The sequence below is a fragment of the Haloarchaeobius amylolyticus genome (assembly GCF_026616195.1).
In the GTDB taxonomy this organism is placed as follows: Archaea; Halobacteriota; Halobacteria; order Halobacteriales; family Natrialbaceae; genus Haloarchaeobius; species Haloarchaeobius amylolyticus.
This window is the reverse complement of the sequence record NZ_JANHDH010000004.1, coordinates 99090-124964: the sequence shown is the minus strand read 5'-3', so window position 1 is coordinate 124964 and position 25875 is coordinate 99090. Positions and strand designations below refer to the sequence as shown.

27 protein-coding genes are annotated in these 25875 nt (G+C 57.1%); 7 read left to right on the top strand and 20 right to left on the bottom strand.

From position 1 onward, the window contains the following. Positions 1-48 precede the first annotated feature (48 nt). The 5 genes from NOV86_RS21940 to NOV86_RS21920 form a co-directional block, all read right to left on the bottom strand. The gene (locus NOV86_RS21940; protein WP_267643980.1) at positions 49-270 is read right to left on the bottom strand and encodes a hypothetical protein; all 222 of its coding nucleotides are present in this window, start codon (positions 268-270) and stop codon (positions 49-51) included. Between the two features lie 58 nt (positions 271-328). Further along, complete coding sequence (locus tag NOV86_RS21935; RefSeq protein WP_438266728.1) at positions 329-1315, bottom strand: M48 family metalloprotease; 987 nt, start codon at positions 1313-1315, stop codon at positions 329-331. Between the two features lie 92 nt (positions 1316-1407). Further along, the gene (locus NOV86_RS21930) at positions 1408-3417 is read right to left on the bottom strand and encodes a hybrid sensor histidine kinase/response regulator (protein WP_267643979.1); all 2010 of its coding nucleotides are present in this window, start codon (positions 3415-3417) and stop codon (positions 1408-1410) included. Positions 3418-4122: 705 nt separating this feature from the next. After that, positions 4123-5214: a saccharopine dehydrogenase family protein gene (locus NOV86_RS21925; RefSeq protein WP_267643978.1), complete on the bottom strand. Its 1092-nt coding sequence runs from the start codon at positions 5212-5214 to the stop codon at positions 4123-4125. A gap of 66 nt (positions 5215-5280) precedes the next feature. Continuing rightward, positions 5281-5934, bottom strand: a complete 654-nt coding sequence (locus NOV86_RS21920) for a helix-turn-helix domain-containing protein (protein WP_267643977.1) — start codon at positions 5932-5934, stop codon at positions 5281-5283. An 86-nt stretch (positions 5935-6020) separates the two neighbouring features. Between NOV86_RS21920 and NOV86_RS21915 the strand changes: the two genes are divergently transcribed. After that, positions 6021-6527 (top strand): SRPBCC family protein, encoded by a 507-nt coding sequence (locus NOV86_RS21915; RefSeq protein WP_267643976.1) that lies wholly within the window; start codon positions 6021-6023, stop codon positions 6525-6527. Positions 6528-6699: 172 nt separating this feature from the next. Here NOV86_RS21915 and NOV86_RS23440 read toward each other — a convergent pair whose 3' ends face one another. The 3 genes from NOV86_RS23440 to NOV86_RS21900 form a co-directional block, all read right to left on the bottom strand. Continuing rightward, positions 6700-6960 carry a DUF8069 family protein gene (locus tag NOV86_RS23440; RefSeq protein ID WP_464379858.1) on the bottom strand — a complete coding sequence of 87 codons (261 nt, stop codon included), beginning with the start codon at positions 6958-6960 and terminating at the stop codon, positions 6700-6702. A gap of 17 nt (positions 6961-6977) precedes the next feature. Further along, positions 6978-7253 carry a DUF7389 domain-containing protein gene (locus tag NOV86_RS21905; protein ID WP_267643973.1) on the bottom strand — a complete coding sequence of 92 codons (276 nt, stop codon included), beginning with the start codon at positions 7251-7253 and terminating at the stop codon, positions 6978-6980. Between the two features lie 384 nt (positions 7254-7637). Further along, positions 7638-8534, bottom strand: coding sequence for a hypothetical protein (locus tag NOV86_RS21900; RefSeq protein ID WP_267643972.1), 897 nt, complete (start codon positions 8532-8534; stop codon positions 7638-7640). A 405-nt stretch (positions 8535-8939) separates the two neighbouring features. On the opposite strand from NOV86_RS21900, the gene NOV86_RS21895 reads away from it, so the two are divergent. Beyond that, positions 8940-9968 (top strand): hypothetical protein, encoded by a 1029-nt coding sequence (locus tag NOV86_RS21895; protein ID WP_267643970.1) that lies wholly within the window; start codon positions 8940-8942, stop codon positions 9966-9968. Between the two features lie 101 nt (positions 9969-10069). Here NOV86_RS21895 and NOV86_RS21890 read toward each other — a convergent pair whose 3' ends face one another. From NOV86_RS21890 to NOV86_RS21875, 5 genes are all read right to left on the bottom strand, one after another. Continuing rightward, on the bottom strand, positions 10070-10891 hold the full coding sequence (locus NOV86_RS21890) for a DNA-binding protein (RefSeq protein WP_267643968.1): 822 nt from the start codon (positions 10889-10891) through the stop codon (positions 10070-10072). A gap of 766 nt (positions 10892-11657) precedes the next feature. Then, positions 11658-12023 (bottom strand): DUF8070 family membrane protein, encoded by a 366-nt coding sequence (locus tag NOV86_RS23435; protein ID WP_464379859.1) that lies wholly within the window; start codon positions 12021-12023, stop codon positions 11658-11660. 429 nt (positions 12024-12452) lie between these two features. Further along, positions 12453-12761: a toxin-antitoxin system TumE family protein gene (locus tag NOV86_RS21885; RefSeq protein WP_267643967.1), complete on the bottom strand. Its 309-nt coding sequence runs from the start codon at positions 12759-12761 to the stop codon at positions 12453-12455. 13 nt (positions 12762-12774) lie between these two features. Beyond that, the gene (locus NOV86_RS21880) at positions 12775-13602 is read right to left on the bottom strand and encodes an IS5 family transposase (protein ID WP_267643966.1); all 828 of its coding nucleotides are present in this window, start codon (positions 13600-13602) and stop codon (positions 12775-12777) included. A gap of 293 nt (positions 13603-13895) precedes the next feature. Next, positions 13896-14195, bottom strand: coding sequence for a hypothetical protein (locus tag NOV86_RS21875; protein ID WP_267643964.1), 300 nt, complete (start codon positions 14193-14195; stop codon positions 13896-13898). A 285-nt stretch (positions 14196-14480) separates the two neighbouring features. Here NOV86_RS21875 and NOV86_RS21870 point away from each other — a divergent pair, with 285 nt between their 5' ends. Next, positions 14481-14669 carry a hypothetical protein gene (locus tag NOV86_RS21870; RefSeq protein ID WP_267643963.1) on the top strand — a complete coding sequence of 63 codons (189 nt, stop codon included), beginning with the start codon at positions 14481-14483 and terminating at the stop codon, positions 14667-14669. A 285-nt stretch (positions 14670-14954) separates the two neighbouring features. On the opposite strand, the gene NOV86_RS23325 is transcribed toward NOV86_RS21870, so the two are convergent. From NOV86_RS23325 to NOV86_RS21860, 4 genes are all read right to left on the bottom strand, one after another. Then, positions 14955-15971, bottom strand: a complete 1017-nt coding sequence (locus NOV86_RS23325; RefSeq protein WP_368408807.1) for a DUF2332 domain-containing protein — start codon at positions 15969-15971, stop codon at positions 14955-14957. Positions 15972-16401: 430 nt separating this feature from the next. Further along, positions 16402-16791 (bottom strand): potassium channel family protein, encoded by a 390-nt coding sequence (locus tag NOV86_RS23320; protein ID WP_368408806.1) that lies wholly within the window; start codon positions 16789-16791, stop codon positions 16402-16404. Positions 16792-16883: 92 nt separating this feature from the next. Continuing rightward, positions 16884-17297 (bottom strand): TRAM domain-containing protein, encoded by a 414-nt coding sequence (locus tag NOV86_RS21865; protein ID WP_267643962.1) that lies wholly within the window; start codon positions 17295-17297, stop codon positions 16884-16886. A 297-nt stretch (positions 17298-17594) separates the two neighbouring features. Next, positions 17595-18326 (bottom strand): sensor domain-containing protein, encoded by a 732-nt coding sequence (locus NOV86_RS21860; protein ID WP_267643961.1) that lies wholly within the window; start codon positions 18324-18326, stop codon positions 17595-17597. 103 nt (positions 18327-18429) lie between these two features. Here NOV86_RS21860 and NOV86_RS21855 point away from each other — a divergent pair, with 103 nt between their 5' ends. Beyond that, positions 18430-18777 carry an ArsR/SmtB family transcription factor gene (locus NOV86_RS21855; RefSeq protein ID WP_267643960.1) on the top strand — a complete coding sequence of 116 codons (348 nt, stop codon included), beginning with the start codon at positions 18430-18432 and terminating at the stop codon, positions 18775-18777. Further along, positions 18774-19109 (top strand): DUF7521 family protein, encoded by a 336-nt coding sequence (locus tag NOV86_RS21850; protein WP_267643959.1) that lies wholly within the window; start codon positions 18774-18776, stop codon positions 19107-19109. Before NOV86_RS21855 ends, NOV86_RS21850 begins: the two co-directional genes overlap by 4 nt. A 122-nt stretch (positions 19110-19231) precedes the next feature. Here the strand turns inward: NOV86_RS21850 and NOV86_RS21845 are convergent, their stop codons facing one another. The 3 genes from NOV86_RS21845 to NOV86_RS21835 form a co-directional block, all read right to left on the bottom strand. Next, positions 19232-19768: a hypothetical protein gene (locus tag NOV86_RS21845; RefSeq protein ID WP_267643957.1), complete on the bottom strand. Its 537-nt coding sequence runs from the start codon at positions 19766-19768 to the stop codon at positions 19232-19234. Positions 19769-20298: 530 nt separating this feature from the next. Next, positions 20299-20505 carry a hypothetical protein gene (locus tag NOV86_RS21840; protein WP_267643956.1) on the bottom strand — a complete coding sequence of 69 codons (207 nt, stop codon included), beginning with the start codon at positions 20503-20505 and terminating at the stop codon, positions 20299-20301. 632 nt (positions 20506-21137) lie between these two features. Then, positions 21138-22706 (bottom strand): phytoene desaturase family protein, encoded by a 1569-nt coding sequence (locus NOV86_RS21835; protein ID WP_267643955.1) that lies wholly within the window; start codon positions 22704-22706, stop codon positions 21138-21140. An 859-nt stretch (positions 22707-23565) separates the two neighbouring features. Between NOV86_RS21835 and NOV86_RS21830 the strand changes: the two genes are divergently transcribed. Together NOV86_RS21830 and NOV86_RS21825 are read left to right on the top strand one after the other, a co-directional pair. Then, the gene (locus tag NOV86_RS21830) at positions 23566-24528 is read left to right on the top strand and encodes a CPBP family intramembrane glutamic endopeptidase (protein ID WP_267643954.1); all 963 of its coding nucleotides are present in this window, start codon (positions 23566-23568) and stop codon (positions 24526-24528) included. Between the two features lie 420 nt (positions 24529-24948). Then, the gene (locus tag NOV86_RS21825) at positions 24949-25821 is read left to right on the top strand and encodes an alpha/beta fold hydrolase (RefSeq protein WP_267643953.1); all 873 of its coding nucleotides are present in this window, start codon (positions 24949-24951) and stop codon (positions 25819-25821) included. Positions 25822-25875 lie beyond the last annotated feature (54 nt).

The following is a 25875-nucleotide window of genomic DNA, read 5'->3' as shown; positions in this document are numbered from 1 at the left end:
ATAGGAAAAATGTGAAGCGAGCAGGGAGGTCTCCCACTGTCGAAAGCTTCAATCTGTGATCCGAATCTCGGAGTTCACCCGATAGATATACCCACGCATCTCCAGTACTTCGAGCGCCTCTTTCGCGTCGCCCTTCGTGAATCCTTCATTCACCAGCACTTGTTTCGCGGTTGTTTCGTCGATGCCGGGTTCGGGCGGTGAGATAGTCCCGGACAGGACGTCGAGGCAATCCTCGGCATACGGTGGAATCGGCGTTGGTTCGCCGGGCATGGGTTCAGTTCGTCTATCGATAATCACTGGAATATCATAGAAGTATCCCCTGTTTAGTTCAGGTTCCCTGTCGGTCGATGGCCTCGATAATCTCCCGTGCAGTACCCACAATCCGTTGTAACCGCTCGCGAATTGCATCTGCAGGGTCACCGTCCCAGGCAGCGACGTAGAGCGCGCTGTTCGAGGCATCCAGCCCGAAGTACTGTGAGACGACGTAGGCAGTGCTCTCGGCTTCGACCTCACGTTTCTCCTGTTCGGTTCGGTCGTCGACGTCGAAGTGCAGGAGAGCGTGTGCGTACTCGTGGGCGAGCACACTGGCGACGTGTGCCTCGTTCTCGGTGTCTTTCACCTCGACGAGCAGGGAGCAGTCGTAGGTGCTTCGCTCGGTACACACGCCGTCTGCGCTCCCGTGTTCCCAGTTCTCCGGTGGGACGATGGTCGCACGAACGCCCAGTTCTGGAGCGGCTCTGAGCAGCGCATCGAGGAGTTCGGCCTCGCCGCCGCCGTCACCCTGTGCTTCGGTTTCGAGTTGGGGGAGGGGTTCGCCGTCCGTCTGGGAGACATCGAACACGGGGACGGGTTTGAAGCCGACCAGCCCGTCGTCCCACTCGTCGGGTGGCGTCTCGTCGTATTCACAGTCGCTACTGTCGTGATACGAAGGTGAGTTCCCACAGCCAGGGCATTTGCTCGTGATGATGGGTGCCCAGATCCAGATGGCCGATTCGCCCTCCTGGACGTGGCGGTCGAACTCGTTCACCCAGGTGTTGTAGCCGGCGACGTTCGTCGCGTGGGGACACTGGTGCTTGATGAGCAGCGTGTTCCGATACGAGTAGTCGTGGAAGTGCGATTGGACCTCGAGCCACTCCTGCAGTTCTGCGCTGGCTCTGGCTTCGTCTGAGAGCTCGGCGAACTGGTCGACCCACGCTTCCAGCGAGTCGTGCATCTCGTCGCGACGGCTGTCGGAGTCGTCGAACTGCGTGTGAGTCGTTTCTTCGTCTTCGGTGCTGTCGCTGCTGGCAACTTTTTGGTAGGAATTCATCGACATCGTGCATCTCCGAGGAGAACTAGAAGTCCCCCTCACCCGTCAGGGGGAGATAAAATGGCGGAACTGCGACTACCCCGAACGACTCCTGTTCTTCACTCCAGGCCGGATTCAGGTGACCACGATGGACTGCCCTCCTCGCCACGAACTCGCTTTACCCCGGTGAATTCGAATCGAGCACCGCCGGTGTCACTTTCAGTGACCCTGACCCCCCAGCCGTGGGCTGTCGCGATACGGTGGACAATCGCCAGACCGAAGCCAGTCCCGCCAGATGAAAGTGAGAAACCAGCGTCGAAGACCTGATCTCGGTGTGCTTCGTCGATGCCCGGTCCTTGGTCTGAGACGAAGAGTCCGCCGACCGACTCGCTATCCGTCCCGGGCTTCTGGAACCATCCAACCGAAACGGTCATAGGACCAGTGTCTCTCTCGACAGACGCTTGTCCTGTCTCGATTCCGAGTTGGTCCTCCCCTCTATCTGGGTCATCTTGCACGTCGTCGGGTTGGCGGGATTCTGTCCCATGGACGACTGCGTTCTGGAAGAGGTTCTGGAGGAGCTGCGGGAGGCGGTCCTCATCGGCGAGGATAGTAGCGTCGGGCTCGACCCGGAGGGTTGCACCCTCCGTCTCGACTAAATTCCATGCTGTCTGGGCCACGGCTGCCACCGAAACCGGTGACAGCGTCCCGATTGGTTGTCCCTGTTGTGCAAGCGAAAGTAGGTTAGAGACTAATGTATCCATTTTACGATGCATCTTCGCTACAGCAGCGATGGATTCCGACTGAGCGTCGTCGATGGGGTCGATGAGCTCGAGATAGCCAGAGGCGACAGAGAGCGGTCCCCTGAGGTCATGACTAACGAGACCCGCGAATTCGGACAACTGTTCAGCCTGCCGCTCGAGTTGTAACTGCCGCTCGCGTGCTGTGGTGATGTCACGGCAGAGGCCGACCATGCGGACCGGCACTCCCCCCCGCTGGATTAGCCTTCCTTTCCCCTCGATCCACCGAACAGGACTGGTATGGTCGGGGTGGGTTCGGTGGACGATACTAGCCGATTCACCAGTCTCGAGGACGCTATCGATAGCCTGTCTCACCTGCTGTCTGTCGGCAGCGTGTATCAGCGATAGATACGACTCGAAATCCGCCTCGAAGGTGTCAGGCTGAACGCCGAAGAGTCGCGCTGTCGTCTCGTCCCAGATCACCTCGTCACTTTCGAGGTCCCATTCCCAGACCCCAGTATCGGTTCCTTCCAGTGCGAGTTCGAGGCGGGTATTGGACCGCTGTAGTTCTCGTTCGCGGATGATTCGGTCCGAGATGTCGGTTAGAGCCCCGGTGACGGTCTTTGGTTGGTTCTCGCAATCGTAAGTCACACACGCTCGTGCCGAGACATGGCCGTATGTCCCGTTTCCGAGCTTGAACCGAAAAGAATCCTCATACCGCGGTAAACCGTCTTCGAGCACGGAGTGCAGTCGATGGAGGACACGTTCGCGATCAGAAGGGTGCAACCGAGCCTTCCACCAGTCGAAGTCGTCCCCGACTTCGTCATCACCATAGTCGAACACGCGCGAGTAGCCATCGCTCCGCCACACCTTGTTCGTCGCGGGATTCCATTCGAAGAACGCGTCGGCAGAGACCCGGCCGAGGCGTTCGTTTCGCTCCTGAATTGCTGCCAGTGCGTCGCTCTTTCGCGGTCTCTCGACGAGACTCAGAATCCGGGTTGCAAGGAGTTCAAACTGATCTGGATTGCCCTTCAGGAGGTATCCAGACACACCGTCTGTAATCGCTTGAGAAGCGACCTCCTCAGACCCGCTTTCAGTAAAGAGAATAAACGGGAGGTCAGGATGGGAGTCACGAACTGCCTGGAGTAGGTCAAGGCCGTCTTGCCCTGCCATCTCGTATTCGCTGACGACGCAGTCGAATTTCTTCGACTCGAGGAGTCGAAGTCCTTGTTTGACGGTGTTCACCGAGTGAATGTCGAACTCCGAACTGCTCCTCTCGAGAAAGTCGCGTGTGGCGCTGGTGAATTCGGCACTGCTGTCGACGTGGAGGACTCTAGTTGCTGTCGAATCAGGGTGGCCAGGAGGGGTGCTGGTCGAAGGATTGGTGCTCATGATTTACCCCACTGTCCGCCGATTGACCGAGGTACGGCCAGTGGAGATATAACCACATCGGTAATCAATACGTGATATCCGTTGGTGCTCTGTGGTGGTATTTGTAGACGGACATCACAAAATGGACGGGATAGTTGGTAATTTTCCCGAGGTACGTTGATGAGTTTCTACTACTCTATATGACTCACCAGATTGGCACAGGCCCGCTTGATACTATGATCGATTATCATCTTGTTCCAACTCGAAACCACTCTGGGCAGAGGTCTTCGAGTGGAAGCGCACCTCTCAGTGTGCGCTAGCGTTTGGGATGTTGAACCGGCGATCACACTGATTTGAAACCTTCAGTCTCGCCCGTCTCACCAGTGTTTCTGCCGCGGGATACCACGACACCCATCGCGGTTCCCATGCTCGCTCCGAGGCCGATGCCAATTCCTAACCAAAAGGGAAGGTCGCCAGTGATAGCGCCGATCGCTACCCCGGTACCGGCCCCAAGAGCGTTTCCAAGGCCGAGTCCGAGAGCTATAGTGCCGTGTGAGTCTGAATCCATGGTCTCCACTTGTTCTCTATCGTCATAGCTCTGTGTAACACGCACCAACCAGGTGTTGACCTCCCCTTGGCAATTACCGCGTGCACAACTCTCGGAGATGAAAGGCGGAAGCCCCTGGATTCAGTTGTGGGCGACCGACCAGATACTCTGCAGCCACGCTAGGAGTTTTCTCCACAGTGTTCTGAACGCCCCACAGCGTACCCAGACTCGAGTAAATCCTTCGACAGTTGGATACTACTGAATATTTCGTGAATGTGATGGACGCCTGCCGGATGCGAGGGCCCCAGCGCTTGCGCGATTCGAGCAGTGACAATCGCAGTTGCCCGAGCCTGATCGGGGCCCCGAACCCACTGGTCGATTCGTTTCAGCTGGCCGTCCACACGACCGCTGACCTCGGTTTTAATCACCGACTCCGTGGACCCGAACGGGAAAACCTCGGCCAGTCGGACGATTCCATCGACGCCGAGCAACGACACGATTGGTTCGAACAATCCGGTTCGGCGTAACACCGCGAGGTACCGAGTCAGGACACGAGAGTCATAACACAACCGGCTCTCGATTACTGGGATATCAGTCGTCCGTGCGAGTACATGTTGATCCGCGAGATTTGCCCGATACGCTCGGCGTCTCCCCCATCCGGGAACCTCGACCGTCCGAGGATCAGTGAGCCCGGTCACTGAAGTCGTTTCGCCGTCACTCTGAACCGAGAAGTTCCCCAGAGCATCCTCGATCGTCCATTTGACCGTATCTGGGCCGAACGCCTCACCGATACCCAGCAACAGGGTGATATCGGCTCGGTCGACAGTATCGAGTTCCTCACGTGCTTCGGCGACGAAGAGGTTCGTCATCCCAGGAGACAGTCCAACACTGAGGACGGCAGTTGCGCCATGACCGCGAGCGACCTCGTCGAACGATTCAATCGCCCGGAGAAGCGAATCTGTCGGCGAGATATCGACGTAGTCGATTCCGCGCTCGAGACATGCCTCTGCGAAGTGTGGGGCGTCCTGGTCCAGACACATCACCACCGTTCCAACGTCTTTGAGGACGTCTGCGTGGTGCATCTCGTCGCTCACATCGAACGTTCGCGGCTCGACGCCATCGACCGACCGTGCAAATCGACGGGCTTTCTGGGGAGATCGACCTGCAGCAAGTATCTTTTCCCGCTCGCTGTCGGCGAGTTCCCGACAGACAGTCCGGCCAATAGTACCGTAGCCACCAACAACGAGAATAGATGTGTCCGTCCGAGACATACAGATACTCTCTACCCATCAGGCGTATATTCGACTCCGATTATACTCGGGCCATAGTTAATGAGCTCACCCCTTGAGATAGCGGGGCAGTAGATTCGCTTCGATTCGCTGAAGTTGTTCCGAGACTGTCGCTGGAGCACGGTCCACGGCTGCTGCAATCTCTTTGTGTGTCGCTTCCCGGGGGATCTCGTAGTAGCCCAGCTCAACGGCCACCTCGAATACGTCGCGTTGCCGCTCAGTGAGCAAATCCTCCAGCTGACTGCCCCCAGGAACGTATTCCCCGACGTGCTCTGGGTAGAGGTCAATCCCTGAGGGAATATTCGATGTAATCTGCGTTATCGCTGCCTCCGTCCCCACGACTGTAAGGCGAATCCCAGAAGCGGGATACTCATCGGTGTATTCGACTGGCGGTATGAGGACGAGCGAGTATGCAGTGAGGATAGCAAACAGTTCCGCTAGGGACGACGATTGGCCGTACTCGACATACGCGAGTCCGGTCTTATGCGTGACTGTGAAGTCGCGCACGGAATCCTCAGTAGAGAGCACCTGCTCGAGCTTGGCTATATTGCCCGAGAACTCGCTCAATTCGACGAACCGTTCGCCAACTCTGTTGATCTGATGTGTCTTTTCAATCGTCACGGCCGGACTGGCTTCGATTGCGGCTTGCAGGGGGTGGAGCTGCCCATCGTTCCAGACGAGAACCCCTGAGGCGGAGTGCATGGTAGTCGGTTCACTCGTTTTCAATAAGAACACTCCGTATATACTCGGGTGAAACTCCAATCTCACTGCGAAAGGACTTCTGATGTATGATAGAGGCACGTGCCGCGGTCAGCATCGATGCATCACCGGCGACAGTGTGGTCCCATCTGGAGGAATTCGAAACGCTCTGGGAACAGTCCAATCCAGACCACGACGGCACGTGGGTCGTCATGGACCCGAAGAAGCCACTCCGAGACGACCTTCGCTTCTTTCAGCGTGAGTCTGTTGGGCCAGTCAAGGGAATGATAAAGGCAGATATCCGTGACGTCGTCGAAGAGCGCCGGTTCAGTTGGATCGGTACCTGTACGTATTCGCTGCCTCCATTCCCAGTCACAGTCACCGTCGAAGAGGGCGGGACCGTACAGCTCGAACGGACGGCTGGACAGACTCGACTCTCTCACCGGGTATGGGCCCACGTACCGGTGACAGTGCTCGGAATCATTGCTGAAAAAGCGCTGACCGCTATTGGAGACATCGAACGAGAAGCCTACGAACACACGCTTGTCGAGCTCGAATACTTCAAGCATGTAATCGAGCAAGAAACTGAGATCTGAATCCGGATGCTACAGAGTACGAGGGCTGTCCGGATAATCGAGACCAGTCTGGGCGGCTATCAGGTCTTCAGAGTCGTCGCCAGTGGCTTCCGCCTGGTCTGAATCTATCGAAACTGACCATCCAGAGAGTGGAAATCGAAGTCTCTCACCCCTCAGGTGGAGGATAAATGGCTCAGCCGTCGACGCCGGCTAGCCAGCCGCGATGGAAGTAGGCGAGACAGATGCAGGAGTGGAATACTTCTCCGGTTGGGCGGTGTCTGAACTGCTTCGATTCTGGATTTGGGGCGACGATGCCGGCGTCGACGAGGTCGGTGACGATGTGTCGTGCGTCCTCCTCTGCGATTTGGAGTGCATTGTTGTGGTCACGGTCTCGGGCGAGCTGGCGTCGTTCGAACTGTTCGTGGCTGTCGGATTCGTATGGATGTGGAGTCATGGATGGTGAAAATGTGATTATTCGGTCGTGTCGATGCTCGGGTCGAACGCTCGTGCGGCTTCGGCGAGGCGGCACAGCTTCGGGAATAGTTCATCCACGTCGGCTTTCGCCTGTTCGACAGTCGGTGCTTTCACCTTCCCTTCGAGGCGGTCCTGGTCCCGAGTGCCCGTACCCCGGGTCATCGTGATCTTGATTGAGGCTCCGGTGTCGGTTCGTGTGACATGCTCGGTCGTCTCGAAGTCGGCTGGAAGTCTGTACTGTTCGTCGCTGGTTGGGTCTGTGTCTGTCGACATCTGAGGATTCTCCCTCACCCCTGAGGGAGCGATAAAATGCCGTGAGGAACTCTAGTGGACAATTTGTTCACTCAAGAGTAGCTACATCACTTGGATTCGACCCTGTCTACTTCATTTTTGAAGTAGGGATGCTTCTCTGGGTCATCTCAGTCGGAGCAACACTAGGAGGACTAATACAGAACTGAAGGCACTGGTCATGAAAATCCGGCTGTCAGGGGTCGTCCTATTCTTCGCGATGACGCTCACCCACTTCGCAATCCTTCCCGCGAAAACGCAGACAGACATCCCTCCAACCAAGTACTACCTCCGCTGTCTTCTCAGGAGTCATGCTCAAACAGAATACAACCAAATTTTCAGCCGAGAAAGCTACTGGAGGAGCCTATATCAGTTCTCGTTTCCCTCTCGAATCATTCTCCAGGCCATAGGAATCCACTCTGTTGCATCTCTTCCTTCAGCGTACACCTCCCTCAATACCGGTTTTACGATATCTGATCTGGTGCCTGAGATACTGTATACGAAGACCATCAGTAAGGTCAAACCCTGAACTATACTCAACAAGCACACTGCTTTTTGATACGCTAACGCTGTATCCATCTCTTCAATCGAACCGAATTCGTGATCCGGTGAGTAAGCCAAGAAATCCATTATGGCCACGCGGTAAATAATGGAAACCGCGATCACCAGCAACCAGATCTCGATGATTAGAGAAGCCTGTGCACCTTGAACCTGGACCTCAAAAATCCGTATCCCTGCCACCTTTGCAGAAATCAGAACTGCACCGAGTAGGATTGAGAGTGCTGTCTCTCCGTTCTCTAGCCGTGTCTTCGCGTCTTCTTTCACGTCTCTGAGTTCGGTTCTGTAATGCTCTGGGTCAGCGAACTCAGCATTTGGCTCATCCCCCTCGGAAGCCACCTCGACGAGTATACTACGAAGCTTTTGAGCCTGGATTTGAAAATATGAGACTGCCCAGCCTTCAATAATCCGGCTTCTGACCCGTTGAACCCTTCCTCCGGCAAAAGGAACCATCCACGTCAAAAGATAGACGGCTGTCAGAACTATTCCAAGAACGGCCGTTATGACTGCTTTCACTCCTCCATTGATAATCTTAGGTGCTAAACGGAGTAAGCCAACTAGAACGCCGGCAATGACACTTAGAATAAGAACACCTATTTCCAGAATTCGGTTTACCGAATTGACGAAGAACCGATAGTGGAAAAAATAGGAGTACAAGTAGAAGGTAAGTGGGTCTCTAATTATCTCATACAGAGACTCAACGATCACGTCAACTCTGTTGTAAGATGGACTACAACTTATCCTTTGTCCCCTTCAGAACGGTCGCAGCGCCTTCAGAAGCGAACAGAACGACATTAAGAAGAATGCATCTATCACCGAGTCAATCATACACAAAGAGGGTAATCACGATTCAGGTACTCCAACTCCAGGCAAACCAGCCTGGTGCCTAGGCGAGAGTACTTGTTTAATGAGGCATTCTGTCAAAATATGCCCTTCCGGGGTCGTCTTGATGCTTGCCCAGTCGTCCCCGCCATTGTCAACGATGGAGTAGCCGTCACGTGTCCTGTGTGCGGTGGCACTATGTATCCGCGATCGGCACCAGGGAAGGCTCGACACTTCTACCACGTATCAGATTCCGCCGGCCAGCGCTGTTCGAATGGGGGAGAATCGGAGATGCACGAGCGAGCAGTAGCCCGCGTTGAGGTCGCTCTTCACCAGCAGTTTGGGGAAAGCGCTCCGGTTGAGACAGAGGTGAACATCGACGTATCTGAGGTGCCGACACCTGTATCGGAACGCCGCGCTGACGCTCTCGCGACGTTTACCGATTGGAATCCATACTTCGGGGAGGGCCTCGCCGTCGAGGTGCAGCACAGTCACGAAGATAAGGACCTCCAGCAGGTGACACATGACTACTTGGCCGCTGGGTACTCCGTCGTCTGGATACGCGCAGAAACAATCCTTCGTGAGACGTTCGACTACGACACGATTGACGCCGAGTTCAAGCGTGACGACGGCGCTGGATATGCCCAGCGGACAAGCAATGTACACCGGCATACGAACTGTCAGCCGCTTCTATACAGCGGCGAGCACGCGTGGGCGCGAGTCCCTTCGTATGCGCATCCCCGTGGTATGGAGGACCTGATCACGTACGATATCTGTGTCGACCAGCGGTGCGAACTGCGTCGAATCCACGAACCTGACGGTAGTTACACCTTCACCGGGAGCGACGAGCACGGCCCCGACTTCCCTCTTAAAGCGCTCAAAAATGCGATCGTACGTGAATACGACCAGGACCCGTTCTGGAAGTGGGCAGGAAGAAAGTACCATTCCGCGCAGGTGGAGAAACTGCTTGCTAAACGACCTGAAATTGAGCGCTGCAGGGGGCCGAAGGGGTTTCATGAATGGGGACGTCGAGAAACGCTCTGGACGAACCGCTCTGGCCAGCCGCGAATCGAACTCCGAGAGTGTCTGTACTGCCCTGTTCGGTTAGTGACGAACCACCGAGGGCGCTCAGAGCATAGTACCTTCTGTCTCTACGGTCGAGAACCGGACATCGACTGGGACGATGTGTACTTCCAGGCTAGCCCTCCCGAGTGCGATCACTATCTCTACGACCAGGAGACGATCGAAGATTACTGCCCAAAGTGTGGGGCGACGATAGAGACTCCTGATAAAACGCTCTGGGACTATTCAGATCAATAAGGTCGTGGCTGCGCGCGCAGCGCAGCGAGCACGGAGCGGTGGGTGGGGAGGCGGGTGTTGGGTGGTGGAGGCGACGAAAAAGAAAGGACCGCCGGCGTCGACTACTGCTCCCACCACCGGTCGCGTTCGGGGAAGGTCAGCCGCGACCAGCCCGTCACAGCCACCGAGACACGCCCCTGATACCAGTTCTTCGCGACGTTCCGCATCCGCACGAGTTCGCCTTCACGAACGACCTTTGCGTTTGAGCGCTTCCACACCGTGAACTTCGTCGTCCCAGAGTCGTCCTCGATGAGCCCGACTTGCTGAATGGATGGGTGCGCGGGCTCCCACAGCGTTTTCACACGACCCTGGATACACACCTCACGACGTTGCACGTCTTCCAGGCTGGCGATGGGGACGATGGTCCCGGGCCGGTCTCGCTCGGCTTCACTCACGGCGATGACCGCGCTCAGGACGCTCCCACCGTCTGCGACGCGCTCAGCCAACTGCCTCGCGATGGCCGCTCTCGAACTCCCGTGTTCGATGCGACTGTGAATCTTCGCCGCCTTCTCGTTCACCTTCCCCAGCTCCTCGCGACTGAGCCTCTCTCTGGGGTCGGGCGTTGGCTCCCAGACGCCCTCCAGCGTCGCCGCCTGCGCTTCCACGTCGGTTCGACACTCTGCCTCCCGGGTCGACTCCTGTCCTCGGTCCAACCGCTCTCGCGTTCGCCCGATCTCCAGTTCGCGCGCCGCCATCCGTTCCTCCGCTTCGAGAGTCATCGCTTCCGGGTTCACGTCGGGGTGGTTGCAGTCCACCTTTGCCTGGATCTCCAGTTCCACCGTCGCTTCGAGCGTCGGCGTCTCCTCGACCACGTACGCGTCCGTGGGGTCTCTGTATCGTTCTGGAACCGAAACTTCTTCACTGAGCTTGTTGCTATTATACATTGGAGTTGCTTGCTCCGAAGGCGCTCACTCGGCGTCTTTTTCCGACCACCACGACTCTCCAGCCCTGGCATTCCTCGACGACCAACTCATCCATCGCGCGCTCTCGCTTGCGCCTTCGCTCGCGTCCCCTGGGGCGCGAGCGAGAGCGCGCCGAAAGAGAACAAGTTACCAGAACCGCGCGCCGACCCGCCCGGAGCGAGCGTCCAGCGGGATAAGCCCGCCCTCGGTCCGGCCCGGACAGCGGGTCCGTGTCCAGGGCGACTGTCGGCGCGCTCGCCGAGTCGGGGCGGTCGTGACTCGGCGAGCGCTCCGGCACCAAGCGCTGGAACGCGAAAGCCCGCGAGGGGCGCAACCGACGGGCTTACCCGCTGGCGTCGAAGGCACATGAGCGACCGCAGGGAGCGAGCATGGCCCGGAACGGCGAGCTTGCTCGCCGCATGCCCGGAATGGTCGGTCGCGAGCGCTGCGGAGGGCGGCAGCGGCGAGCGGGGCGTGCCGTCGACGATGAGCGGGCAAACGCTGGACTCCGATGTCGGGACTTGTCGTTCGCGTTCGAGCTGGTATACTGGAAGCGACAGTGTTCAACTAGTCACTCGGGTGGGGCTGAAAGGGGCCGTGCGCTCGACAGTCGAGACGACGTAAGCACCGCAGGAACGAGGAGCGCAGCGAGGCGCAGACGGCGAGCGTGCGGGGGCTTTCGAGGTGTTCTATTCCGGTCCTGAATCAAGATACAGTGACAGACCGAGTGTGCGTCTCTTCCGGACGATTACTGTAATCCGGACTGAAAGAAGACGAGAACAACACTGGACCACAGAACCAGTCCGAATCCGAAGAGGACGAGAATAAGACCACTGCCGAACTTCCCTGTAATCGGACCCGTTTGGATGTCTTTGAGCATCATCTCGCTAAGTCCTCCTTCGCCTCCTCCCCCAACGTAGGGCGCTCCCCCAGCACCGCCTGCACTCACTGTTCCGCCCGATGCGCCTCCGAGCACTGCTAATAGCACACCGATTCCTGCCGCACCTACCATGTAAAGTCCTGAGTGAGTCACGGAATATACGAAACCAACCGTGATTGCCCCCATAACTACCGTATAGAAGGCCACTCCTTTCGCCAGAAGCCGAATATCCATAGCCGCGATTCTTGTCCTATACTTGTAGTGTTTCGGTTACTCGCGGCAGTAATCGGCCGGCCAATACGATTGTACCGGCAAAGGTAACCGTCGTTCAGGTTCTACCGCGGCAAACAACGACAGACCCAGCCCTCTGAGTCTGTCAAACCGATGTCTCACTGAAGCTAGCTGAGATAGACCGTCGATTTGGAGGAATGCACGTTCAAAATCGATGGCCTAACCAACAGAATCGGATATTCGTCAGTTCTGTTGGTTAAAGGGGGTCCTGACGCTTGAATACCTGAGCCAACATCACGCGAAGGACATCGCGCACTCCACTTTTTCCCCACCCCGAAAAATCCCGCCTTGCAACGTCGATTGAATACGCCAGCTTACCGTGCTGCAGCTGCCCTGTCATGAGCGTCTGGGCCTGCAGCGTTGAGCAATAAACTACGTTTCCTCGAACGTCTCGGCCCACCTCGCTTCGACGTCTGATAGAACCTCACCAATAACATCGAGAAAATCGGCTGGGTACGATCGGTCGGTAGCCTCATCAGTGGATGCTGCTGGAAACGGATGGTAGTGGTCTCGTGCGTTGTGTGGGTTCTCGTGTCGGTCCCACCGACACTCCATGTTCTCTCCGTCCCATTCCTCGACGTAGTGGATGTGGAAATCTCCGTTCTGTAGGAGTTCTATATCGACGTATACGCGTGAGACCTGGTCGGGGTAATAGCTGGCATGGCTCTGGTGAATCGCCATACAGCGCTTGATTTCACTGTGTCACAGCTCGCTTGATGTTGTGAACGACACACTTCAGAACGAGTTCACGGAATTCTCGGAACCAGATTCGAGCACGCACGGCGTCGCCGTGCGTGCGTTTAATCGCCGAGAAGACGGTCTCACACATCGATCTCTGGCGATAGCGAGGCCCATCGACCCGCGCGTTGTGCGCGTGGTCGATGGGCCGGAAGGTGCGATGCTTAATCAGCGGTCTCACGCCTTCTTCTCTGAGTTTCTCGCGTAATTGCATCCAGTCGTATCCTTTGTCGGCGGCGAGGCTAGTCAGGTCGCCCGCGTTGCGGCGGGCGACCTGCCAGCCGAGTTGGGTATCGTGCGGTTTCCCGGTCGTACAGTGAACGTCGAGCACAGCTTGTGTTTCTGTGTCGACGAGCGCCGTCGCTTTCAGTGTTTGAACGCGGTAATTCGTCCGTCGACAGTAGTGCTTGCTAGCGTTTTCGCGGTCGAAGAATGTGGCGTCGATAGCGGCGTGACCGGACGGGTCGTGCAGCTGCGCCGACAGGCGCAGCAGCACTCGCCACACCTCCATCTTCAATCTATCAAACGCCTTTACTAACGTCGAGTGGTCAGGGAGATTGGCCTCACTGAGGCCAATCTCGCCAAGAATATGTGGCATCTCGCTCAGCAAATCGAGGCTGTCTCGGTAGGATTTATCGAGGTAAACCCGCAGACAGTGCAGCGACACAACCGCGTAATCGGCGAAGCCGCCACCCCCTTCGGGGGCGGCGACTTCGCCTCGCCCACCGACAGCATTTTTAGCCAACCGAACCGCTTTGCTCGTGAAGCGGGAGATCTTAGACATGAATCATCGACGGTTTCCCGCTTCAACTTCCTAGTTCTAACGGTCGAAGTCGACGCCATCTAGTGATTCACCAGAGCCGCTGAGAGTGAACGCATCTTTAGCCCCGAATCTGGGTAAACTCCTTAGCAATGACCAGATAATCCGGGATTTCGCGATATCCACCCAACAATTGGTGCGACATTCGCGCGCTCAATTCAGCACACTGAAAACCACTCAGAATCTGCCAGAAGCAGCGTGCTGCATAGAGGTTGAGGTATTTATCACCCGACGTCAATGAGTGGGTCTCTGTCCAATTACCGATTCACTGGCGCGCATTGCCACTCAATGCTGTTTGGGCTGCCGCTAACTGCCATACATCCATTGAATTCTTTCTTGCCTGAAGCAAGTTCGACTTCGATATCGAATTGTACATTCTCGTGGAACAAATCTTCCAGCGTGGAGCCAGCAGACTGTGATTGCAACTCACCGTGGGCCGCTATTGGGTCTGGAGAATTATCGTGTACGGTTAATTTGAGATCAGAAGTTAGCTTAATCCCCTGCTGATTCGCCTCTACGGTTATTTTGTCGCCATCTACCGTCTGATATACCTTCATGAAAGACTATCGTAAGTCTGTATGGTGACCGGTATAAAACTGACTCTCATCCGACCGATTATTGGGTATTACTCTTCGGTTCCGTTCGGTGGCTCAGTCAAAATCGTCTTATAGAGTAGGGTGAAAGGTACGCGCTCTGTATCTTGCACGAGCCTTCTGACAGTGACTGGTGAGGTTCCTACGACCGTGCTGCATACATAGCGCGAGTCGGTCACGAGCGAACTGCCCGCACCGAGCGGTACTGGCAGGGTATGAGTTATCAAGTCAGAATCCAGTTTACAGAGTATGCGTCTCCCCTCCGTGCAGTCGCTCCTGTTGGTGGGGTTTGGATTCATCTTCATCATCGCTGGCGGCTTTCTTTTTACGCAACTCTCGACTATTTCACCAGGATATGGCCGCCAACGGTTGCTGATTACCGGGTTGATTTCGGTTGTTCTTGGCGGTGTGTTCCTCTACATACTTGTTGATTCGTGAGTCATCAAAACGAAATACGCTCTCGTAACGGTACTTTCGCCCGATAACTGTAGCGAATCGACTCACTAGCGACCGAATGAAATATCTGAATGGCAGTTACTGACTGCATCGGTCGCACCGGTACTGACTGCCACTGAGTAGTTTAACCGACCCGTGCTGGACTCACTGCGCGAATGTGCCAAAAGGTGAGTGAAGGGTTGTGGTCAGTGTAGTGCACTAGTCTCCTACTCGATCGGTAGGCAGGCTTCCAACCACTACTGGCAGAACCAAACGCACTCATCCGAATTATGTATCACACCAGTCAATCCAACGACCGTGTTGTTCATACTGACCTAGCTGAACGGAGTCCCCATCGGGGAACCGTGTGAGTTCAAGGCCGAACGTGCCAGAACTATCGGTCTCGCCATCGCCAGAAAGCCACCAGACGGGGCGGCGTTCGCCAATTGTCGCGAGCGCTTGGTGGAGGGTGTTCCGCTGGTCTTCTGACAACTGGTATAGGAATGCCGTGTGATATATCACGAGAGTCTCATCGTCAGGCATCGAGGTAGCGTGATTCACGAGTGTCTCGACTGCATCGTCAGCGACGACCCGGGGCGGATCGGTCTGAGTTTGTTCGAGTGCGGCATCGAGTAAGTCGAGTCGCTCCGTGTGCTCCGGCCAGACTAACGCTCGAAGCCACGCGGCGTCGCTCGAGTCTGTCGGGTCAAGCGGATTAAGATCGATTCCGAGACGTGTGTTAACAGCTGGTGGGGATTGTTGAAGCGGGGGCGATCCGGATCGGACGGAGCTTTGGACAGTTACGTTTGAGTCCGTCGTTCCGAACCATTCAGAATCGTATCCGTACGCGTAGCGATTCCAGTTCAGATTTAGCCCTGCACTCGTGCCGAGTTCGAGAAGTCCAAGCGGCATCGATGTTTGGTGGTCGATATAACAGAATGCAGGGTAGAGGCCCGCACAGCGACTGACAGCGTTCGTCTGCGTACGACGGTGTCGTAATAATGGAATCAAGTCGTCGGCGTGTGTCACACAGAAGTTCCGGAAATTCGGATACGCCGCACCCGGATCTTCAGGTGAATCTGTGAGACTTGGATAGAACCGTGCGAGTGTGTGATCAGCACCATTTAGCAGTAAATAATGGACTGCGCTCAACATGATGTGGGGCGCCCATCTGTCTGGAGGGACTTCTTCTGCAAGATCGAGCAACGTCTGATCCTCAGCAATGCCCCGACAGATGGTCTCGTACAGTGGGGAGCTGTCAGCGGCCCAGTCTGCTAGAGCTCGGAAGGCATCGGGGAGGTCCATGGCTGCATTACGTCACGGGTGTCGGATAAGCTTGAGTTGTCTCGACCTCGCAGAACGGTCCTCTACTTTTTGTTGAATACGCAGGATAATGGCTCGGATGGGTCATCGGCTTCCCGGTGAAATACCCGAGGGTACCCTGGTGTGGTCGTTCTCTCTATTCAGCACAACACTCCTGACAAGATTGATTCAGAACACCAGGTGAAAGGACAGACCCAGCTCTCTGAGTCTGTCAAACCGATCTCCCCTGAACTCCGGTGTGACAGTCCGTTTATCTCGTCGGCATTCTGGGGGCCGAGGACCTTCAAGCGTGCTGATTCTCGAAGAGTATTGCGATGCAGCTTTTTGGTCGATTGGAGTGAGCATGCTGAGCCCCGCGAAACGGACCTTAATTCCTTGCTTCCTTAGGGAAAAGAAGGTGAGTGTTGGTACTTTAGCGGGCGACGCGACGCCCCAATACGAAGATGAACAACGCCACTAGAATAGATCCTGCTAGAGATTCGACACAGACGAGAATTTGTGATATGGTTCCTAGAGGATAGAGGTCCCCGTATCCGATGGTAGTGAAGGTGATAACTGAGAAATACCAGCTCTGGAGAAGAGTATCGCTAGTTAACAAGATGCTGTCGATGAATTCAGAGAGTGTTCGGGATTGGCTTTTCATATTGATAGAGTATTTATGTATTTGGTTCCGTTCGCTAGATGCGAATCCTCCAAGGGAAAATAAAACAGCACAGAGGACAACAACAAAAGAGGCAACTTTGAGAATTTGGCTGAGGCTTTCTCCGTGGCGGGTCAGATGCCAGTTTACAGAGGAAACCATGCATCGGGACTTTCACCAAAATATGTGTCACTCGCCGATGAAGGCCGATTACTCAGAACTTGGCCCGCGGTACTGCGCGAAGCCATCGATGGTCAGTCCAGAACCTTCGCGAATGCAACGTTCTCTCGGACCTTCTTGATTCGCACTCTGGGCTCGTCTCCGGGCTTGGTGTTCGGGACGATGATGACGTAGCCTCGCTCGACCTTCGCGATTCCATCACCTTTCTGACCAATTGTCTCGATTGTCAGGTCGCGAACTTCCCCTTCGTCGACGGGTGGGCGAGTTGGTTCGTCCCTCGCCGACGCCGGAGAAGTATCTGTTTGCGTAGCCTCCGTGGTCGTGGTCGAAGGCGTATCCGACTCGAGCAGGGCAACCCGGTATGTCTCACCGGGGTCTAGTGACCCTGCATCGATTTCATTCGACGGAATCTCGAGAACGTAGGAATCGTCACAGGACTGGATTCGAGCGGAGAATAGTGCCTGGAGCGAGTCCGGGATTTCTGTCATCGAACGAGGTTTGGAATCGCTGGTAGTTATACCTCCGCTAGACAGGCAATCGTGCAGAAGTACAGCGGAGGTCCTTCTGCATTGAGATCTCCATCTGGCCCCCATGCGTAGCATTCAGCGACCGCCCAGCAGGCCGGCACAACCAACGAGCCCCTATACCGTTGCTGAAGGCACCAACTTGAGATCCGTTTGATGACGGCGGTAATTCCCTGGGAGTAGAATTAGGAATGACAGGGGCTATACGGGCGGTTAGGGAATCGCTCAATGCGACGAAGAGGTGCCCTGGACTCGCATGAATCACACTTCGAGTGACCGAGCATGCTGAAGCACGCGGGCGGTCAGGAGACCCAGTCCATGGGCAAACGCGTTCAGTATGTTCAGCGAGATGATGAGCACGACGAGCCCGAGGATCGCGACGATGAGTGCTTCACCGAGTGTATCGACGTTCCACTCGGAAAGCGTGATGATGGGCGCGAAGGTAATCGACCAGAAATCGTCGACTAACCGGACCTCTGGGGCGAGAGTCAAAGTCGTGTCGTAGAGGAAGTGATACGAATCCGGATGATTGTATAGGACTGGAGCAGCGAGTAGCCCGCCGGTCAGTGACAGGCAGAAACTCAACAGGGAGAAAGTGACGACGCCGACGAAGAGTTTGGACAGGGAGTATACGAGGCCAATGTAGGTCCCGGCATCCAGAAGAAGGCCTTTCGTGTACGGGAGCAGTCCCTCCTCCAGTTCGATACCGACGTCTCTGGTTTCCACGTCGACAGTGAGAAGCTGGTTAGCGAGCTCGCCCTCGGCCCGGACGATGCCTGTGACGAGTACAAGTGTCCCGAGGAGGAGGGGGATACCCACGAGAACAAGGGAGAGGCTGATGCCGAGTGCTAACGATGCAACGAGCGTCGTGAAGTACGCGATGCCGAGCGGAAACTGGACTGCGAGGTACGCGAGATTCTTGTAGGTCTGGAGGCGAACTGGTGCTCTCAGAAAACCGATGAGAGCGCGCGGATTACGTGCACTCAGTTGCATTATGACATCCACTCTGTTGGACGAGGGCTTAAGTCAGGACGCAGGTTTTCTAGCGTAGAAACTGTGCTGTATCGTTTACCACCGCTGGTCTCGTGTCTCGACTGTGAGTGAGGGTGTGGAGCGGGCGGAGGTGCTTCGCTTGCTCGATGACGAGTACGCACGCGCCATCCTCACGGTAACCAGTCGGGAGCCTATGTCAGCCAAAGAACTCGCCACCGCCATCGATGCGTCACCGCCAACTGTCTACCGCCGGGTAGAGGATTTGCAGGCTGCGGGCCTGTTGGCAGAGGAACTCCAGTACGAGTCCAGTGGCCACCATTATCGAATCTATCGGGCCGTCGTGGACCGGGTCAGTATCAGTTTCGCGGACGGAGAGTACGATGTCCGTATCGATACAACCGAAGAGACGACCGCTGACCGTTTCACCCGACTCTACGAGGGATTACGATGACCTTGCCACTTCAGGTGACTCAGACCGGGGGTACGTTCCAGGTACTCGTGGTGCTGGTAACCGTCCTGCTCTCGGCGCTCTTCGGCCTCGTCATCGCGCTGAAGGCCTACCAGGGCTACAGGCGTAACGGTTCTCCACCGATGCTATACCTTGCGGCTGGCATCGTCCTCCTGACCGCGGTACCGGCATTGCTCGCGCTGGCCCTTCCGACATTCACGGCTCTCCCGAACTATCTCGTCTTGATTGCGACTAACAGCTCTGAACTACTCGGGCTAATCGCGATTGCCTACTCACTGTACGGCCGATTCAGAACGGGAGTTGAGCGAGGATGAGGGCCTCGTCTGGGTAGGGACCCATCCTCACTGATTCACACCGGCACGTCTCTAGGATACCTTTGGCAAGCCTGCCCCGGAGTTCGGTGCTGTATGGATACAGGGTCTGAGCCAAAGGTGGACTACAGAGTATCCGCTGAGCAATTCGGATCCGTTATCCGGAGTTCGAACGTCAAGTCCGTGCCGCCATCCGGGCCACCCTCTACTGTGAAGGTGTTTGTAAACCGATAACGGTTCGGCGGGAGACAGCCGGGATGGGTCGGGTCGTCGATGACGAGGAATTCGTAGACGACTGCTTCGCCCGAATCGATCGTCGAAGGAATCGGGTACTCTTCTGTCCGGGCCAGATTTTCTCTGGTCTTTCCATCTCCGGTACAGGCCAGGTCGATGGATCTGGCTTCGGGTGCATCGACAGAGATGAGGAGAATTCCCTGGGGTCCATGCTCGACGCTTGCTCCTTTGTAGAACGGACGCCCGATTTGCCGAGGTGAATTGCCGTCGTTGGTCACCGTGAGTACCACTTGACCAGGGACCTCACGGGTGATTCGCTCCTGCGAAACAGTCAGATCGACAGTGAGGGGCAGGTTCGCGGGGTTCGTCCCTATCTGCGCCACCTCGAGGTTTCTGTGAAACTGTCCCGGAGTGGGGTTGGATGTCATCAGATTGTCTCCAGGTGTCGAACTGTCGTCCGGTGTGTGATTATTGGCGTTGTGTGTCTCATCTCGAGTCGTAAGAGGGTCACCCTCGATGTAGGGACCGGCGGTAGGTTGGGTGCTATCGGCGAGCCGGTTACTGCCGTCTGTTTGAGTTGCGAGACAACCGGCTGTCAGTAGGCTCCCGAGTGTTGTGAGGACCATTCTCCTTTGCATGCTACAGAGAAGAGCAGCCGTGTATTAACCCTCGCTCAGGCTCAAATAGCGACTGTATCGCTCGGGTGTTCAGGTGAGCTGCACCCCGTCGAAGTGTTCCAAATCAAAAATATGTCTGACGGTGGACTTTTGTGATTAGACAGCCCTGTTACTAGTGCGGACAGGTCGAAGAACGCTCGGGTGGTATCCCCCATCTCCCCCCAACGTCGCCCGAGCGTCTTTGCCCGGAAACACTCTTTCATCGGGTTCTACGGCTCTAGCTTGGTCACACTCCGGAATTGGAATGATAGCCAGGCGGTCTGCCGACAGTGCTGGCCGGGTTACGGCGACTTCGGAGTACGGCGCATGCGGCGGCGGACGTCAGCGAACATGATGAACCCGACACTGGTGAAGATGACGCCTGCCGCAAACGCATCGTCGGTATTGATTGCTACCCCGTCGAGCGGGATATTACTGAGTCCAAGAGCGACGAGGCCGACAACGAACAATCCGCCTGCGAACAACTGCAGGATGGTCTCAGTATTCATGATATTCGAACGTTTCCAGATATAATAAAACATATGTATTCGATAGAGGTCTTATTTTAGACACTCGGTGTCCAATATCGCAGATACAGAGTTTATTGTCGGCTTTCGAAGAGTCGCCCGGTGTCCAGCTACCATCGTAGTGACAGCACGAACTCGGGCCATAGCGGGCTATTGTCAAGGGAGTCGGTGACACTAGCAGTCCAAGGAGAGAACGAAACCTCGTGCAGTTACCAAGTTGTGTCCTTGGCGCTGGTTCCGAGAAGATTCGGTCGGTCTTCGCCCAGACTGGCATCTGCGCATCCCATTGCGTATCAATAGGTCAAAAACTGTGGGGAACATGAGTGCGAATCAAACCGACCCCACCTGCTGGCGTGGCATGGTACGTCATCGGCGGACTGTACCGGCTACAGCCAAACTCTGGTCTCCCTCCGAGTAAGGGGTACGGCTTGCGGTCTGAAATGAGGCTAATAGCGCCGTCGTAGCGACGGCAAGGAGAGGTCATCGTCTCATTTCACCACAAGGAGGTGCCTGAGGATATGATGTCCTGGTGGGGGCTCGCGGCTGCACCTTCCTGTAGCCGATATGTGGCTCAAATGGACTCGCCGTCGATAGGTAGTGTTGGCCTGGATTGTTCACGCTGTTCGGTCGAGTCGCTGGTGGGCGGCACGAGATCCAGCCATAATGGCGCCGGTGAAGCCGCCGCCCGGGAACGTCCACGCGGAGGCGAACCCCAGATTGGGGACGGGTGCTTCGATTCGACGACTCAGCATCGACTGCTCTGGCGTCTGTGCGAATCCGTACGCGGTCCCACCGGGGTTCAGTGTAAAGCGGCGTATCGTCTGCGGGGTCGCGAGTTCGGCGTGCGAGACAGCGTCAGGAAGCCGGGGATAGGCATCGCCAAGGCGCCGCAAGAGGACGTCCGTCACGCGCGCCTTCTTCTCGCGGTACTCAGTGTCGGTGAGCCCAGTCCACTCGGACTCGTAGTCGAGCGTCGAGAGCGCACCGACGGCTGCACCTGACGGTCCAAGGTCTGCCTCCAGTTGACTGTAGTCGACGAAGTTCAGGGATCTGGTCCCGAAGGATCCCTGTCGACCCCGTATCGCATCTCCGAGGTCCTCGACACCCGGATTCGTCAGCACTGTCGTGTAGTGATCTGTCCCCAGGTTCCCCGGTGGGCGATCGAAGCCGAGGTACAGCGTGGTGATGGAAGGCGCGTATTCCCAGCCGTCGAATTGGGCGGCGAGCTGCTGGCCATAGGGGTCGGGGAGCAATTGGCTCGCGACAAGTGGGATGGCGGCGTTCGCGATGACGTACTCCGCACGTTCGGTTCGAACCTCGCCGGGGTCCGATGGCGTGGCGACGGGGCCGGTTGCTGTCTGCCGTGACCCTGGTCGCGACGGGTGATGGACGACCTCGGTGATGCTGCCGTCTTCCACGTGGAGGTCGGTGACGCGCCGCTCCAACGCGACCCGGCCGCCGTGGTCCTCAATGCACTCCACCAGATATTCGGAGAGTTCGATAGAGCCGCCAGTGATGTAGTGGCCGCCGCCGATGAAGTATCCACCCTGTCCTGCTGCGTAGTAGGGAAGCGACAGGGAGTACGGGTCGTCGTGGTAGTACCCAAGGTTACCGGTGAGGACGAGTTTTAGTTCGTCATCCTCGATGATTTCGTCGAGGAACTCACCGAGGGTGGCATTGCGGTAACGAAAGAACGTCCGGTGTTCAAATGGAATCTTGAGGAACTGTGGTAGCGAGAAGTCGCCCGTTCGCGAGAGCGAAGCGAGCGACGACCGGAGGTCGGTGAGAACGCGGAAGAACCGCTGGATCCCGCGTTCCTCGTGAGGGAACGCGGTGGTGAGTGCATCGATGGCTGCGTCGACGCCGTGTGGGACGACCAGATCAGTCTCTCCGTGAGTATAGCGGTAGAGGTCGTCGACGGGTTCGAAGGAGAGCGCGTCGAACACCCCGAGGTCTTCGAGAATGGCACGTTTTGGATCGTGCTCGTCGAGGCCTTCGATCTCGTGGAGGCTGACCTCGAACTCGAAGTCGCCGCGGTCGAACGTGGTCGCACAACCGCCCGGAATCGAGTGTCGTTCGAGGACAAGGACGTCACGCCCACGCTGTGCGAGGGTCGCACCGGCGGTGAGGCCGCCGAGTCCTGCACCAACGACCACCGTATCCCATGTCCGCCGGGTCGTCATCGAGAATCACTTCCGTCCTGACGTGTGAACCCCTCTCGATGATGTATCGCAACGAACCACAGGAACAGTCCGCCGCAAACGAAACTGGAGAGGATGAAGACGTTCACGAGTCCTGTTGACACGGATAACCCCTCCGCTTGACCGTGAAGGGGAACTCCTGAGTGCCACCCAGGGCCGACGTCGAAGAACCGCTGCGGTCGGAGCGATTGCCACATAGCCCGAGCTCCTCTCATTGTGACCTGTCCGTGGTCGCGCTACGGATACCGAGGGTCGGTAGTCGCCGCCCGACGATGGCGGGGCTGGCAGGAACGCCGAGATGAATATTGAAGTCGATTACCGAATGCTGTTGGGTTCGTCTCATACGACGCGATTGAGACGGCTGCTGTCTGAGCGTTCGCCCATCATGTTGGGGTACCGCCAGCGGGTCGAATCATGACCGACACCCCGGCGAAGGATTCCTCGTTCCGTCGCCCCGTAGCATCCGGTCGTCCAGCGGGTCCGCTACCGTGACGACATCACGGCAGGGCGAATCGGTTCCCATCGTGACGACGGTCTCAGCAGCGCCTCGGAGGAGTTCGTCTTCGACGCTGAGACTTACTCGCTCGCGTTCTTGGTCCCGGATCGCTGGGGTTCATGACAGCTAGACCCCTTCGCCACGATTGCACGTTCGACGTCTGAACAGCGGTCACCGTCCAATCTCGCGACCGGAAGTACCCGTTCGCTGTGCAGTACCACAGGAGCTCACAGAACCTTCGAGACACGCGTGTAGCGTCTGGGCTGTACCGACTGTCATCCCTGCCGCGGAGCGTATCGGGGAGGAGTACGGCCGCTTGGAGGATGGTGGATTGAGCCAGGAAACATGCTGGTTCGGCTCATCCCAGATGGAAACCCGACCAAGTTTCCGAGCCAGAAACCGTGCGTCGGGAACGATATCACCGGGCTCCTCACGTGGTGTATGCATTCGACTGATTGGCGTCGGCTCGCATTCGCATACCATCCGATAGTCACGTTCAGTGTTCTCGACTTCGCGCTCACCTGGGGACTGTGGACGCTACTGTTCGTACTGTACGACGGGATGCCGCCCGGCCCGCTCGTTCTACTCGGTGCGTTCGGTCCGGCGGTAGCCGCCGTTATCTGCGTGAAGGGGGCTGGTGAGAGTGTCCGTGGGTGGGCGCGATCACTGGTCCCGCGAACCAGGCTGTGGTGGTACGTACTAGCACTCATGTTACCCGTCGCCATCATCGTCGCAGGTGCGCCTGTGTTCGCACTCGTGGGAGTACCAGTCGGAATCCCCTCACCGGCCCTCGGCGGGGTCGTTGTCCACTTCCTGCTCGCTCTGACTATCGGCGGCGCGCAGGAGGAGATTGGCTGGCGAGGATTCCTCATGCCTCATCTTCAGCAACGCAACGGCGCGTGGTTCGCGGGCACCCTCGTTGGCCTCCACTGGGCGCTCTGGCACGCCCCGCTGTTCATCCTCGGCGACGGTGCGTTCGCGCCGACTGGGCGTTCGTTCGTGGGATACGTTGGTGCCATCATCGGCGCGAGCCTCATATTGACGGGGCTGTTCAACGCCACCCGCGGGAACGTCATCGTCGCGATGCTCTATCACGCCGCGAACAACGCCGCCAATGCGTTCCTGCCGCTCGGCGAGGAAGCACTGGCGGTTGCGTCACTCGTCCGCGACACCGCACCTACGGCGAAGCTACTCGTCGTCTGGGTGATCGTGCTCGCGCTCGTCCTTCGATACGGTCGGCGGTCGCTCGCGCCAGGTGACCAGTGGACTGGAACCCGGACGGGAACGTGTACAGGCCTGGGAGACTGACCCGATTACACTGCGTTGGTAGACGCGGACTGTGAGCGGGTGAATACCTCCGAGAACCGGCCCGAATGGAGGAATCCGCGTCGCACATGTTCGCGACTCGGATGGAACGCTCATCGTAATTAACGAACCGATGGAACATGAATCTTCGATGGCTGAGCGCCGGTCGGGAATTCGTTGCAAACGGTCCCCGAGGACCCACGTGAGACAGGATTCCGCGTCAATGGTACGGGAGCTGGCCAGTGACTTGCTGAGAGGTGGGTGGGAGAAGACTGTCCAGCTAACAGGACTATTCGATGCTTGAAGTACCGTCGAAGTGGCGGTCGTATCCCTGCCCGTCACCCAACATGGTGGGTAAACATTCTAATCGCCAGCTATTGAAGAAGACCTCGTGTTGAATAGCCCCCAATCAAATGATATCGAATGACAGACAATGAACTCAGCGGTCGAGATGGGGGAACGAATCCCTTCGCGTCACTGTATCAGCGGGCGCGAGACGACCTACTCACAGAGTCCGTCAACGAGACAACTGTCGAAACACGGGCAGGCCCAACGCACGTCCTCACGGTTGGAGACGCCGGTGCGCCTCCCCTCGTAGTGTTTCAGGGTGGGAACGTCACGAATCCTGTGACGCTCGCCTGGGTCGAGGCGCTAGCCGACGAGTACCACCTCGTCGCACCGGACACGCCCGGTGAGCCTGGCCTCGTGGAGACGGCCCATCCTCCCGCGTTTGGCCCGTGGGTGGCCGACGTGCTCGACGAGATGGGCATCGATTCCGCTTCGATGGTCGGTCTATCCCACGGGGCTGGTGTGTTGCTCGAAGCCGCCGCCAACGTGCCCGGCCGAATCGACGCCGCAGCGCTCGTCGTGCCGGCAGGCTTCGGCGTCTCGTTCACCGTCGACCTTCTGCGAATCGTCACACTGTCGCTGGCATACCGCGTGGCGCCGAGTGAACGGCTGTTGGCCGCAGCACTCGCTCCACTGTTCACTGACGCAGTCGGTTCGCTACCCCCAGTCGTCCGCGAGACGGTCGGAACTGCTCTCCGTACCGCTGACACAAAAACAGGATTCCCAGGCCCCGACTCGCCTTCCGAACTCGCAACATTCGACGCGCCGACGCTGCTCGTCGGTGCGGAGCACGATCCTTTCTTCAGGGCGAGCTGGTTGCATGCGGCTGCGGCGCCCTACCTGCCTGCGGATACGAAGGCGTTGACATTCCAGAACGAACGACACTTCCTCTCAACAGCCGCACAAGCCCGTCTCAGGGACGAAATCCGGTCGTTCCTTAGTGCTTAAAACCTGTCGTGTCGAATATGGTGGATGTCCTGTAAATCCCATGGCGGTAGCTGG

Excerpts from the sequence above, each read along its gene's own strand:
- NOV86_RS21940 (WP_267643980.1), bottom strand. The coding sequence starts at position 270 with ATGCCCGGCGAACCAACGCCGATTCCACCGTATGCCGAGGATTGCCTC.
- NOV86_RS21935 (WP_438266728.1), bottom strand. The coding sequence starts at position 1,315 with ATGTCGATGAATTCCTACCAAAAAGTTGCCAGCAGCGACAGCACCGAA.
- NOV86_RS21930 (WP_267643979.1), bottom strand. The coding sequence starts at position 3,417 with ATGAGCACCAATCCTTCGACCAGCACCCCTCCTGGCCACCCTGATTCG.
- NOV86_RS21925 (WP_267643978.1), bottom strand. The coding sequence starts at position 5,214 with ATGTCTCGGACGGACACATCTATTCTCGTTGTTGGTGGCTACGGTACT.
- NOV86_RS21920 (WP_267643977.1), bottom strand. The coding sequence starts at position 5,934 with ATGCACTCCGCCTCAGGGGTTCTCGTCTGGAACGATGGGCAGCTCCAC.
- NOV86_RS21915 (WP_267643976.1), top strand. The coding sequence starts at position 6,021 with ATGATAGAGGCACGTGCCGCGGTCAGCATCGATGCATCACCGGCGACA.
- NOV86_RS23440 (WP_464379858.1), bottom strand. The coding sequence starts at position 6,960 with ATGACTCCACATCCATACGAATCCGACAGCCACGAACAGTTCGAACGA.
- NOV86_RS21905 (WP_267643973.1), bottom strand. The coding sequence starts at position 7,253 with ATGTCGACAGACACAGACCCAACCAGCGACGAACAGTACAGACTTCCA.
- NOV86_RS21895 (WP_267643970.1), top strand. The coding sequence starts at position 8,940 with ATGCACGAGCGAGCAGTAGCCCGCGTTGAGGTCGCTCTTCACCAGCAG.
- NOV86_RS21890 (WP_267643968.1), bottom strand. The coding sequence starts at position 10,891 with ATGTATAATAGCAACAAGCTCAGTGAAGAAGTTTCGGTTCCAGAACGA.
- NOV86_RS23435 (WP_464379859.1), bottom strand. The coding sequence starts at position 12,023 with ATGGATATTCGGCTTCTGGCGAAAGGAGTGGCCTTCTATACGGTAGTT.
- NOV86_RS21885 (WP_267643967.1), bottom strand. The coding sequence starts at position 12,761 with ATGGCGATTCACCAGAGCCATGCCAGCTATTACCCCGACCAGGTCTCA.
- NOV86_RS21880 (WP_267643966.1), bottom strand. The coding sequence starts at position 13,602 with ATGTCTAAGATCTCCCGCTTCACGAGCAAAGCGGTTCGGTTGGCTAAA.
- NOV86_RS21875 (WP_267643964.1), bottom strand. The coding sequence starts at position 14,195 with ATGAAGGTATATCAGACGGTAGATGGCGACAAAATAACCGTAGAGGCG.
- NOV86_RS21870 (WP_267643963.1), top strand. The coding sequence starts at position 14,481 with ATGCGTCTCCCCTCCGTGCAGTCGCTCCTGTTGGTGGGGTTTGGATTC.
- NOV86_RS23325 (WP_368408807.1), bottom strand. The coding sequence starts at position 15,971 with ATGGACCTCCCCGATGCCTTCCGAGCTCTAGCAGACTGGGCCGCTGAC.
- NOV86_RS23320 (WP_368408806.1), bottom strand. The coding sequence starts at position 16,791 with ATGGTTTCCTCTGTAAACTGGCATCTGACCCGCCACGGAGAAAGCCTC.
- NOV86_RS21865 (WP_267643962.1), bottom strand. The coding sequence starts at position 17,297 with ATGACAGAAATCCCGGACTCGCTCCAGGCACTATTCTCCGCTCGAATC.
- NOV86_RS21860 (WP_267643961.1), bottom strand. The coding sequence starts at position 18,326 with ATGCAACTGAGTGCACGTAATCCGCGCGCTCTCATCGGTTTTCTGAGA.
- NOV86_RS21850 (WP_267643959.1), top strand. The coding sequence starts at position 18,774 with ATGACCTTGCCACTTCAGGTGACTCAGACCGGGGGTACGTTCCAGGTA.
- NOV86_RS21845 (WP_267643957.1), bottom strand. The coding sequence starts at position 19,768 with ATGACATCCAACCCCACTCCGGGACAGTTTCACAGAAACCTCGAGGTG.
- NOV86_RS21840 (WP_267643956.1), bottom strand. The coding sequence starts at position 20,505 with ATGAATACTGAGACCATCCTGCAGTTGTTCGCAGGCGGATTGTTCGTT.
- NOV86_RS21835 (WP_267643955.1), bottom strand. The coding sequence starts at position 22,706 with ATGACGACCCGGCGGACATGGGATACGGTGGTCGTTGGTGCAGGACTC.
- NOV86_RS21830 (WP_267643954.1), top strand. The coding sequence starts at position 23,566 with ATGCTGGTTCGGCTCATCCCAGATGGAAACCCGACCAAGTTTCCGAGC.
- NOV86_RS21825 (WP_267643953.1), top strand. The coding sequence starts at position 24,949 with ATGACAGACAATGAACTCAGCGGTCGAGATGGGGGAACGAATCCCTTC.